Genomic DNA, 10,521 nt, shown 5'->3' on the forward strand with positions numbered 1-10,521 from the left:
TGCGTGACCCCAATATCTCCCGATCCGTCGCCGGTCAGCTCTCACCGGTCCGCCGTGCGTCCGACCTGCGTCGACTGCGTGCCGAGCGCTTCGACGTGCTGGTCATCGGGGGCGGGGTGACTGGAGCCGGTGCCGCCCTGGACGCGGCGTCCCGTGGCCTGAAGGTGGCGCTGGTCGAGGCGCGTGATCTTGCCGCCGGGACGTCCAGCCGGTCCAGCAAACTCATCCACGGTGGCCTGCGCTACCTGGAGCAGTTGGAGTTCCACCTGGTCCACGAGGCGCTCACCGAGCGAGGCCTGCTGGCCACCCGGCTCGCGCCGCATCTGGTCCGCCCGGTGCCGATCATGGTGCCGCTGCCGGCCGGACGGGGCCTGCGGGACCTGCCGGCCCGGGTCTTCCGCCGCTCGTACTACGGCGCCGGAGTGGCCGCGTACGACGCCTTCGCCGGGGTCTTCGGCGGAGGGCGGGGCATGCCCCTGCACCGTCACCTGACCCGGGAGGGTGCCCGGCGGATCTTCCCGAGTCTGCGGGCCGACGCGCTGGCCGGTGCGATCCGCTACTACGACGGGCAGGTCGACGACGCCCGGCTGGTGGTCACCCTGGCCCGCACCGCTGCCAGCCTCGGTGCCACTGTGGTGAGCAGTGCCCGCGCCGTCGGGTTGATCCGGCAGGCGCGCGAGGTGACCGGCGTCCGCGTCCGGGACCTGGAGGCGCCGCCGGGGTCGCCGGACGCGGAGTTCGAGGTGCAGGCCCGCACCGTCATCGCCGCCACCGGCGTGTGGAGCGACGACATGTCCCGGATGCTCAACGACGTTGGCCTGCGGCCCGGCGTCCGGGTGCGCGCCTCCAAGGGGGTGCACCTGGTGGTGCCCCGCTCGGCGATCACCGGTGAGACGGGGCTCATCCTGCGTACGGCGAGTTCGGTGCTCTTCGTCATCCCGTGGGGCGGGCACTGGATCATCGGCACCACTGACACCGACTGGCGACTGGACCGTTCCCACCCGGCCGCCTCGGCCCGCGACATCGACTACCTCCTTCAGCAGGTGAACACAGTGCTGGAACGGCCGCTCACCACCGCCGACATCGAGGGGGTGTACGCGGGGCTGCGACCGCTGCTGGCCGGCGAGGCCGACTCGACCTCGAAGCTCTCCCGTGAGCACGCGGTCTTCGAGCCGATGCTCGGGCTGCTGCTGGTAGCCGGCGGCAAGTACACGACGTACCGGGTGATGGCGTCCGACGTGGTCGACCGGGCCGCTCGCCGACTCGGTGGCGCTCGCTCGTCGCGCACCGCCGACCTGCCGCTGCTCGGCGCCGACGGGTACCCGGCCATGTGGCGGGACCGGGCCGACCTGGCGCGCCGGCACGGCGTGCCGGTGGGCGTGGTGGAGCACCTGCTGGAGCGGTACGGCACCCTCACCCTGGACCTGCTGGCGCTGGTCGACGCCGATCCTCTGCTGGCGTCCCCGCTGGCTGGTGCTCCGGAGTATCTGGCGGCGGAGGTCGCGTACGCGGCGCGGGCCGAGGGCGCGCTGCACCTGGAGGACGTGTTGACCCGGCGGACCCGGATCTCGTTCGAGACCAGCCACCGGGGGCTGGAGTCGGCGGAGCACACCGCCGAGTTGATGGGCGCGGTGCTCGGTTGGGACGCGGCCACCCGGGCACGGGAGGTCGAGCACTACCGGGCCCGGGTGGAGGCGGAGCGGCAGTCCCAGTTGATGCCGGACGACGCGGCGGCGGACGCTGCCCGCCTCGGCGCTCCGGACGTCCGGGGTTACGCGGCCGACCGGGGCGACGACGATCAGGCGGAGCTGCGCCCGTCCGCTCGATGACGAATTGCGACGTTACCGATGGGTAACCATCGATACCGACCCGGATGGTGGTTTCGGACGCTACCTACGGTGGGGTAGGTTTCCGCGCGTGCTACCCCGCGCGCGCCCTCGCCTGCTCGTACCCCTGCTCGCCGTCGCGCTCGTCGGCGCCCTGACCGGGTGCTCCCTCTTCGAGGACGACAAGCCGAGCACCCCGGTGGCGCAACCGACAGCCGGCACGGCCGGTGGCGGATCGCAGTTGGAGATCCCCACCACTGTCGCCGCCGGTCAGGTCAGCCTGCTCCAGCGGCTCGGCGAAGACGGGCCGATGCGCACCCTGAGCGTGGAGCGCAACGGCGCGTGGCAGTGCGTCGACTGCGCCGGCGACGGCGTGACCTCCCGGGGCACCCTCGCACCGGAGTTGACCGAACGGCTCCAGGTGCTGCTCGCCAACCCAAGGCTGGCCGACGAGACCGATCAGGCCCGGCGGTACCGGACGACCTGTATCGACGCGTTGACGTCCAGCCTCATCACCTCCACCGGGCTGATCACCTCGCAGGACTGCCCGGGTGAGGAGCTCACGCCGGTCGCCGGGGAGATCCTGCTGCTGCTCACCCAGGCGACCCCGGCCGAGGTCAAGGGCTGACCACAGCCGGTCAGAGCACCTTGCCCGGGTTGAGCAGGCCGGCCGGGTCGAGCGCCGACTTGATCGCCTGATGCACCCGGACACCGACCGGCCCGATCTCCCGGGCCAGCCAGTCCCGCTTGAGCAGCCCCACCCCGTGCTCGCCGGTGCACGTGCCGCCCAGGTCCAGGCCGAGCCGCATGATCTCGTCGAAGGCCCGTCGACCCCGCTGCACGCTCGCCGGGTCGGCCCGGTCGACCACGATGTTCGGGTGCATGTTGCCGTCCCCGGCGTGCCCCACCACGCCGATCGGCACCTCACACTCGGCCGCGATCCGGGCGACCCCGTCCAGGAGCGCGGCGAGCGCGCCGCGCGGCACCGCCACATCGTCGATCACCAGACCGCCGTTGCCGCCCGGGTAGGCGTCCGCCGCGAACTTCTCCATCGCCGGGTGGGCCAGCCGGCGAGCCTGGAGCAGCGCCGCCGCCTCCACCGCGTCGGTGGCCGCGTAGACCTCGTCGGCGCCGACGGCCTCGCACACCTCGGCCAGCGCTGCCAGGTCGTCCGCCGCCCGGGAGCCGGTGTCGGCGGCGGCCAGCAACAGGGCCTGCGCGTCGGTCCGCAACCCCATCGGCTGGTACGCCTCGATCGCCCGCAGGTGGGTCTGGTCCAGCAACTCCAGCAGGCTGGGGGTGAGCCCGCGAGCCGCGATCTCGGCCACCGCCGCGCCGGCCGTGGCGGTGGATCCGAAGACCGCCACCAGGGTCAGCGAGTCGGCCGGGGCGGGCCGCAGCGCGACGGTCACCTCGGTGATCACGCCGAGGGTGCCCTCCGAACCGACGAACAGTCGGGTCAAGTCGTAGCCGGCCACCCCCTTCGCCGTACGCCGGCCGGTGCGCAACACCTCGCCGGAGGCGAGCACCACCTCCAGGCCGAGCACGTACTCGGTGGTCACTCCGTACTTCACACAGCACATGCCGCCGGCGTTGGTGGCCACATTGCCGCCGATGGTGGACGACTCCCAGGAGCCGGGGTCCGGCGGGTACCAGAGGCCCTGTTTGGCCACCGCCCCGGCCAGCGCCGCGTTGACCACCCCCGGCTGGACCACGGCGATCCGGCTCACCGGATCGATCTCCCGGATCTCGTTCATCGCGACGGTGCTGAGCACCACCGCGCCGTCCACCGCGTTCGCCGCGCCGGCCAGCCCGGTCCGCGCGCCCTGCGGCACCACGGGTACGCCGTGCCGCGCCGCCGCCTGGATCACGGCGACCACCTGCTCGGTGTCGCGTGGGCGGGTCACCACGAGCGGGACGCCCGCGTCGCACAGGTCGGCCTCGTCGCGCTGGTGCATGCGCAGCAGGTCCGGGTCGGTGAGCACGGCGTCGTCACCGAGCGCGGCGCGCAGGTCGTCGAGGAGCGCGGTGGGGGCCATGCAGCCGAGGCTAGGTCGCCGACCGGCGATCATCAACATGATCGACTGGGCGGGATAACTTGGGCACCATGCTCTACCTGGACCGGCCGGCCTGGCCGTGGCGCGGTCGGCTCTGGTCGCACCTGATCAGTGACGTCTCGTACGCCGAGCTGCACGCCTTCGCCGAGGCGCTGGGTGCGCCCCGGCGCGGGTTCGACAGGGACCACTACGACATTCCGGCCGACCGGTTCGCGGCGGCGGTGTGGCTCGGTGCCCAGGTGGTGCCGAGTCGGGAGCTGGTCCGGTTGCTCCGCGCCGCTGACCTGCGTCGGCCGAAGCACCTGGTCAACGGGCGTTCCCCGGTGCCCCGGTGAGGGTGGCCAGCTCGCGGCGCACATTGTCCCGGGCGGGCTCCTCCCACCGGCTCGCCAGCCGTGGCGACCGGAACAGCGCGGGCAGCGACAGCAGGCCGGTCAACACGGCGGCCCGCCCAACCCGGAAGGCCGGCTCCGGCACATGGGCGTACTCCCGGCGGATCGCCGCCGCGTAACGCTCGTAGCGGGCCGGCGGCGCGGCCAGCACGGACAGGTCCGCATCGCAGAGCAGCGCGCCGTCCCGGTCGCCCGGTGCCACAGCGTGCCCGGCGGTGAGCAGCACCAGCCGGCGCACCTCGGACACAGTGGGCGCCGGCACCCCGAGCCCGGTGAGCATGTTCTCGGCCAGCGCGGCGCTGTCCCGTTCGTTGGTGTCGCCGGCGGCCCGGGGGTCGTAGACCGCGTCGTGGAACCAGGCCGCCAGCCGGACCGCGTCGGCCCGAGTGGTCAGGTCGGCGTGCTGGTCCACCACATCGAGCACCGCCGTCAGGTGGGCCAGCGTGTGGTAGTGCCGGTGCGGCTCCCGCCACCGGACGATCAACTGCTCGCCGACCCGGGTGGTACCCGGATCGGGTCTCGCGCCGGCACCCCGGGCCGCCGCCCGCCATCGGTCCAACAGATCAACCACCGCCCGAGTTTGCCGCATCCTCCCTCGACGCGCCCGAAGGGAGGGTTCAGCGGGCCCACCACGGGTAGTCGCGCCCATGGCCGTGGCCCGGGACAAGCGACAGCCGGTGGTGCGCCGTACCGCGCTGCGCGACGGTTTGGTGGACATCGACGGCGCGCGGATCGCCGAGGCCACCGAACAGCTGCGCCACCGCAGCCGGGCCACCCTGCACGATCGGCTGCACCGGGTACGGATGGCCGGCGGACTCGCCGTGCAGGCCGGGCTGGCCGCCGGGCTCGCGTACCTGATCTCGCACAAGGTGCTCGGCAACCCGCAACCGGTCTTCGCGCCGATCTCCGCGGTCGGCACCCTTGCCGCGTCGGTCGGTCAGCGGTTCCGCCGGACGGTGGAGCTGATCGTCGGGGTGGGGGTCGGGGTGGCCGTCGGCGACCTCCTGATCTACCTGCTCGGCACCGGGGCGTGGCAGCTCGGCCTGGTGGTCACAGTGGCGATCCTGCTCACCATCTTCGCCGGAGCGAGCGTGGCCATCGTCATCCAGGCGGCGGCCACGGCGGTGCTGATCGTGACGCTGAGCCCGTCGACCCAGAACCTGGAGATCCCCCGCTTCGTCGACGCGTTCCTCGGCGGTGGGATCGCGCTGCTGGTCACGGCTGTGTTGCTGCCACTGAACCCGCTCCGAGTGATCAACCGGGCCGCCCGCCCCGCCCTGGACCTGCTCGCCGCCCAGCTCGACGCCACAGCCGACGGGCTGCGCAACTGGGACCGCGCCACCATCCAGGGCGCACTGGAGAGGCTGCGCAACAACAAGGAGGAGTTGGCCACGTTGGGCGAGGCCATCGAGGGAGCGAAGGAGACGGCCACCCTCTCGCCGGCCCGCTGGCACCGCCGCGACGAACTGACCCACTACGCCGAGGCGGCCGACCCGATCGACCGGGCGATGCGCAACAGCGGCACGCTGATCCGCCGGTCCGTCACGTTGGTCGAGGACGAGGAACCGGTGCCCGATCCGATGCCGGACGCGATCGGTCACCTCGCCGAGTCGGTCCGGCTGCTCAAGCACGAGTTCGCCGCCGGTGAGGAGCCGGAGAAGGCCCGGGAACGGTCGCTGCGGGCGGTCAGCGAGGCCGGCCGGGCGTACGGCGACGGGGTGGGCTTCTCCGGCAGCGTGGTGATCGCCCAGATCCGCACCACAGCGAGCGATCTGCTGGTCGCCTCCGGGATCGAGCAGGAGGAGGCGAACCGGTGGATCCGCACCGCCTTCGGGGAGCAGGAGCGCCCGGTCGGTGAGCCCGCCGAGCCCGGCGAGACACCGAAGCCGCCCACCGCCCCGCCGGTCGGCTGAGCGGCGACCACCGCCGGGCGGCCTCAGCCCAACTCGGCCAGGGCCGCGAGCAACCGGTCCACCTGAGCGGCGGTGCTGCCCAGCCCGATGCTGGCACGCAGCGCGGTGGGCGGCAGGTCCCGACGGCCGGTACGACCCGCCGCCTCGCCGAGCAGACGCCGGGCCAGCGGGTGGGCACAGAACAACCCGTCCCGTACGCCGATGTGGTGCTCGGCGGCCAGCCGCGTGGCCACCTCGGTGGAGTCCCGGCCGGCGACCACGAACGAGACGATGCCGACCCGGGGCGCGTCCGGGCCGAAGGTGCGCAGCTCGACGACGTGCGGCAGGGCGGCGAGGCCGGTCCGTAGCCGGGTCAGCAGGGCCTGCTCGTGGGCGGCCAGCGCGCCCTGGTCCGCATCGTCGAGCGCCCTGCACACCGCCGCCAGCGCGACCGCTCCGAGCAGGTTCGGGGTGCCGCCCTCGTGGCGGGCCGGGCCGGTCGCCCAGGTCACGTCGTGGGTGGCCGGCCCGACGTGGCTGGTGGCCCCACCGCCGGCCAGGTAGGGCGAGGCGGCGTCCAGCCAGTCGGCCCGACCGATCAGCACGCCCGCGCCGAACGGCGCGTACAGCTTGTGGCCGGACACGGCCAGGTAGTCGACGTCGAGCGCGAGCAGGTCGACCGGGGCGTGCGGGGCGAGCTGCGCGGCGTCGAGCACGATCCGGGCACCGTGCCGGTGGGCCACCCGCGCCAGTTCGGCGACCGGCCACCGCTCACCGGTCACGTTGCTCGCACCGGTCACCGCGACCAGCACCGGCAACGCCGGGCTGCTGCCCCGGCGCAGCTCGGTGAGGGCGGCGGCGAGATCGCGTACCGCCCCGTCGCTGTCGCTGGGCACCGGCAGCCGCACCGACCCGCGCGGCCAGGGCAGCAGGTTGGCATGGTGTTCGGAGGCGAACGTGACAACAGTGGTGCCGGCCGGCACGGCCCGCGCCAGCAGGTTGAGCGCGTCGGTGGTGTTGCGGGTGAAAATCACATGATCGTCGGCGCGAGCGCCGAAGTGGTCGCCGATCGTCTGCCTTGCCTGCTCGTACGCGAGGGTGCAACGCCGCGACAGCGCTCCCGCTCCGCGATGCACGCTGGCGTACCAGGGCAGCAGCTCGGCCACCGCGTCGGCGGCGGCCCGCGCGCACGGCGCACTGGCCGCGTAATCCAGGTTGATCTCGCCGGGCACGCCGAGGACGTCAAGCGGCGCGGACGGCACCGACGGCACGGTGGGCAGGCTGGGCAGCGAGGGGACGAGAGTGACGGACACGCCGGAACCTCCGGGGTCAGGGACCCCGGGTGCGACATCGGGACGGGGTCCGCGCTTGCCCAGCACACCGATCGGGCTGGGCCCGGTCATCACCCGGGGCACCCCACCGCGAACTCGACGAGGGTTGCCGGCCAGCAAGCCGGGGCTTGACGCTGGCGCTCGTGACCTGCCGGCAGCATAGCTGCTACCGATGCGACCGAACCAGCCGGCGGCGGATGGCTACGCTGACCGCATGGCCGACACCCCGCCCGGTTCACCGCTGCCGCCGTCGCCCGCCGACCCGCCTGCGCCAGCCGTCCCGCCCATGGGTGAGACGCCCCGGATGCCGCTGCGCCGACTGGGCTGGCGGCGGTTCCTGGCGCTGGCCGGGGTGGTGCTGTTGATCGCGGCGTGCGCGGTCTTCATGGTCTTCACGCTCGGCCAGTCGCTCGGTGCGCAGGCCCTGCTGATCGGGGTGGTGGCCGCCATCCTGCCGGTGCCGGTGCTGGTCGGCTGCTTCCTCTGGCTGGACCGGTACGAACCGGAGCCGTTGAAGTATCTGATCTTCTGCTTCGCCTGGGGGGCGTTCGTCTCCACCGCCGCCTCGCTCACTGTCAACGACTTCGCGGCCAACCGTTTCGCCGACTGGGGCCTGCCGTCCGCGCTCACCGGGGTGCTGGTGGCACCGTTCATCGAGGAGCTGACCAAGGCGCTGGGCCCGATCCTGCTGCTGGTGTTCCGCCGCCGCGAGTGGTCCGGTATCACCGACGGCCTGGTCTACTGCGGGCTCTCCGCGGTCGGGTTCGCGATGGTGGAGAACATCCTCTACCTGGGCGGGTTGGGGTACGCGGCCGGCGCCGACCGGTACGGCCCGGCCACCGGCATCCAGCAGGTCATCGCGATCTTCATTCTGCGGATCCTGCTGTTCGGGTTCGCCCACCCCCTTTTCACCTCGATGACCGGTGTGGGGTTGGGTATCGCCTCCCGCACGGCCGACCGGCGCATCCGGGTGCTCGCCCCGATCGCCGGCCTGCTGCTGGCGATGATGCTGCACGGCACGTGGAACCTGCTGCCCACGCTGACCCAGGCCACCGGCGAGGCCATGATCATGCTGTACGGCTTCCTGGGCCTCATGGTGCCGGTCTTCTTCGGCACCGTGGGGCTGGCGCTGTGGCTGCGCGCCTGGGAGGGGCGGCTCACCGAGCGGGTCCTGCCCGACTACGTCCGCGCCGGCTGGCTCAGCCCGCCCGAGGTGGCGGCCCTGAGCAGTCTCGGCCGACGGCACGCCGCCCGCAGTTGGGCGCGGCGGGTGGCCGGCGACGCCGGGGTGCGGTCGATGCGGGGTTACCAGTCCGCCGCGACCCGGCTGGCCCTGCTGCGCGACGGGGCGCTGCGCGGCCTGGACCGCAAACCCGCCGACCAGGAGCGGACCGTCCGCGAGGAGCGGGAGCTGCTGGAGGCGATCACCCAGTACCGGTCGTTCTTCGTGGGTCGGGACCCGCAGGCCCCGGCGGGGGTCTGGGACGGCAGCCGCTACCACCTGCGCTTCCCGGACGGCACGCAACGCGCGGTGGACGCGCCGGACGAGCCGGTGGTGCCGATCCCGGTGGTGCTGGCTCCCGCACCGGCTCCGGTGGGGTACGCCCCGCCCGGCTGGCCCGCCCTGCGCCCGGCGTCGCCCTGGCCGCCGACGCACCAGTGAGAGCTACGGCTGACGGCTGACCAGGAGTGCGGTTCAGGTCATCAGCGAGGTGAGGAAGTCACCGAGGCCCTGGAACATCGCGATCAGCGCGGCCCCGACCGCCCGGAACATCTGCGCGGCGCCGTCCGGCCGAAAGGCCATGAAGTAGATCAGGAACGCGACACTGCCCCAGGTCAACAGCTTCTTCACGAATACCGGCATCGTCCCTCCCCAGGGCCACGGTCGCCGGATGGCTTCCCGTCGTGCGGCTGGGCAAACGGTGCGCGACGGGGCCTGGTGGCCGGGGGAGGTGCGTCAGAGGTAGAGGCCGGTCGAGTCGTTCTCGATCCGCTCGGCGGCCACGGCGTGTACGTCCCGCTCCCGCAGCAGCACGTAACCGCGGCCGTGCAGCTCGACCTCGGAGCGCTCGTCCGGGTCGAAGAGCACCCGGTCGCCGGAGACGATGGCGCGGACGTTGGGCCCCACGCCTACCGCCGTGGCCCAGGCGAGGCGCTTGCCGACGGCGGCGGTCGCCGGGATGACGATGCCAGCGGTGGAGCGGCGTTCGCCCTCGCTGCCCTCCATCCGCACCAGCACGCGGTCGTGCAGCAGGCGGATCGGCAGGCCGGCGTCGAGATCGTTGTCGGCGGTCACGTCGCAGACGCTACCGTGTGGCCGATGGTGCCCGGCCGGTGGTTACGCCGGAGGTGGTCGGGGCATTGTGTGGCGGAACCGCCCTACGGTGTCGGGAACGGACGTATGCTGTCCGACCTGTCGCCGTCGGCGGGCCGGGTTTTCTGCCAGGAGGTGCGCTTGAGCCGCTTCGAGCGGGTACGCGGGCGGCTTCGCCGCGCCTACCAGTCACGACAGGCGTCGGCGCGCGCCGACGAGGGCGTTTCCAGTGATGCGTTGAACGACACGTCGGAGGCGGCCCGGGTGGCGTCGCCGGCCGTGCCGGGGCCGACCGCGCCGGCGAGCGCGACTGTCTACGGCGCGGAACCTCCGGTGGACCTGCACAGCTCCACCTCCAGCCGGGACGACGCCGACGTTCCGCACGGGCTGCGGATCGCCGCCGCGTGGTGCTGGCGACTGATCGTGATCGGCGTGGTGGCCTGGGCGCTGCTGCGGATCGTCGGCACGGTCAAGATCGTGATCATTCCGCTGGCCATCGCGCTGCTGCTCTCCGCCCTGCTCGCCCCGGCGGTGGGCTGGCTGCTGCGGATCCGGTTCCCCCGGTCGCTGGCGACGGCGGTGGTGCTTGTCGGCGGTCTGGCAGCGGTGATCGGCACGCTGACACTGGTGGTCAACGAGTTCATTCGCGGCGTACCGGAGCTGAGCGAGAAGTCGTCGGAGGGCGTCCGGCAGATCCAGAACTGGCTGA

At 73.1% G+C, this 10,521-nt stretch carries 11 protein-coding genes and 1 riboswitch; of the genes, 6 read left to right on the forward strand and 5 right to left on the reverse strand.

Features of this window, described 5'->3' with window-relative positions:
- Positions 1-14: 14 nt before the first annotated feature.
- Positions 15-1,829 (forward strand): glycerol-3-phosphate dehydrogenase/oxidase, encoded by a 1,815-nt coding sequence (locus AB0B98_RS32065; RefSeq protein ID WP_357367510.1) that lies wholly within the window; start codon positions 15-17, stop codon positions 1,827-1,829.
- 88 nt (positions 1,830-1,917) lie between these two features.
- Positions 1,918-2,454 carry a hypothetical protein gene (locus AB0B98_RS32070; RefSeq protein WP_238667010.1) on the forward strand — a complete coding sequence of 179 codons (537 nt, stop codon included), beginning with the start codon at positions 1,918-1,920 and terminating at the stop codon, positions 2,452-2,454.
- 10 nt (positions 2,455-2,464) lie between these two features.
- Here the strand turns inward: AB0B98_RS32070 and AB0B98_RS32075 are convergent, their stop codons facing one another.
- Entirely contained in the window at positions 2,465-3,865 is a 1,401-nt protein-coding gene (locus AB0B98_RS32075) for an FAD-linked oxidase C-terminal domain-containing protein (RefSeq protein ID WP_357367501.1), read from the reverse strand.
- A 68-nt stretch (positions 3,866-3,933) separates the two neighbouring features.
- Between AB0B98_RS32075 and AB0B98_RS32080 the strand changes: the two genes are divergently transcribed.
- A complete protein-coding gene (locus AB0B98_RS32080; RefSeq protein WP_357367503.1) occupies positions 3,934-4,218 on the forward strand; it encodes a DUF4031 domain-containing protein in 285 nt (94 codons plus the stop codon).
- On the opposite strand, the gene AB0B98_RS32085 is transcribed toward AB0B98_RS32080, so the two are convergent.
- The gene (locus AB0B98_RS32085; RefSeq protein WP_357367504.1) at positions 4,190-4,846 is read right to left on the reverse strand and encodes a metal-dependent phosphohydrolase; all 657 of its coding nucleotides are present in this window, start codon (positions 4,844-4,846) and stop codon (positions 4,190-4,192) included. The two genes, AB0B98_RS32080 and AB0B98_RS32085, sit on opposite strands and share 29 nt — an antisense overlap.
- Before the next feature lie 139 nt (positions 4,847-4,985).
- On the opposite strand from AB0B98_RS32085, the gene AB0B98_RS32090 reads away from it, so the two are divergent.
- Positions 4,986-6,188 carry an FUSC family protein gene (locus AB0B98_RS32090; RefSeq protein ID WP_357367512.1) on the forward strand — a complete coding sequence of 401 codons (1,203 nt, stop codon included), beginning with the start codon at positions 4,986-4,988 and terminating at the stop codon, positions 6,186-6,188.
- A 23-nt stretch (positions 6,189-6,211) separates the two neighbouring features.
- On the opposite strand, the gene AB0B98_RS32095 is transcribed toward AB0B98_RS32090, so the two are convergent.
- Entirely contained in the window at positions 6,212-7,456 is a 1,245-nt protein-coding gene (locus tag AB0B98_RS32095; RefSeq protein WP_357367514.1) for an aminotransferase class V-fold PLP-dependent enzyme, read from the reverse strand.
- A gap of 70 nt (positions 7,457-7,526) precedes the next feature.
- Positions 7,527-7,647: riboswitch (SAM riboswitch) on the reverse strand.
- 23 nt (positions 7,648-7,670) lie between these two features.
- On the opposite strand from AB0B98_RS32095, the gene AB0B98_RS32100 reads away from it, so the two are divergent.
- Complete coding sequence (locus tag AB0B98_RS32100; protein ID WP_357367506.1) at positions 7,671-9,161, forward strand: PrsW family intramembrane metalloprotease; 1,491 nt, start codon at positions 7,671-7,673, stop codon at positions 9,159-9,161.
- 33 nt (positions 9,162-9,194) lie between these two features.
- Here the strand turns inward: AB0B98_RS32100 and AB0B98_RS32105 are convergent, their stop codons facing one another.
- Together AB0B98_RS32105 and AB0B98_RS32110 are read right to left on the reverse strand one after the other, a co-directional pair.
- Complete coding sequence (locus AB0B98_RS32105) at positions 9,195-9,362, reverse strand: hypothetical protein (RefSeq protein WP_238667004.1); 168 nt, start codon at positions 9,360-9,362, stop codon at positions 9,195-9,197.
- Positions 9,363-9,455: 93 nt separating this feature from the next.
- Positions 9,456-9,794 (reverse strand): co-chaperone GroES, encoded by a 339-nt coding sequence (locus AB0B98_RS32110; protein ID WP_091402887.1) that lies wholly within the window; start codon positions 9,792-9,794, stop codon positions 9,456-9,458.
- 105 nt (positions 9,795-9,899) lie between these two features.
- On the opposite strand from AB0B98_RS32110, the gene AB0B98_RS32115 reads away from it, so the two are divergent.
- A partial coding sequence (locus AB0B98_RS32115) for an AI-2E family transporter (protein WP_357367508.1) occupies positions 9,900-10,521 on the forward strand: 622 nt, incomplete at its 3' end.

This window comes from Micromonospora sp. NPDC048947 (assembly GCF_040649495.1).
In the GTDB taxonomy this organism is placed as follows: Bacteria; Actinomycetota; Actinomycetes; order Mycobacteriales; family Micromonosporaceae; genus Micromonospora; species Micromonospora alfalfae.

Excerpts from the sequence above, each read along its gene's own strand:
- AB0B98_RS32075 (WP_357367501.1), bottom strand. The coding sequence starts at position 3,865 with ATGGCCCCCACCGCGCTCCTCGACGACCTGCGCGCCGCGCTCGGTGAC.
- AB0B98_RS32080 (WP_357367503.1), top strand. The coding sequence starts at position 3,934 with ATGCTCTACCTGGACCGGCCGGCCTGGCCGTGGCGCGGTCGGCTCTGG.
- AB0B98_RS32100 (WP_357367506.1), top strand. The coding sequence starts at position 7,671 with ATGCGACCGAACCAGCCGGCGGCGGATGGCTACGCTGACCGCATGGCC.
- AB0B98_RS32105 (WP_238667004.1), bottom strand. The coding sequence starts at position 9,362 with ATGCCGGTATTCGTGAAGAAGCTGTTGACCTGGGGCAGTGTCGCGTTC.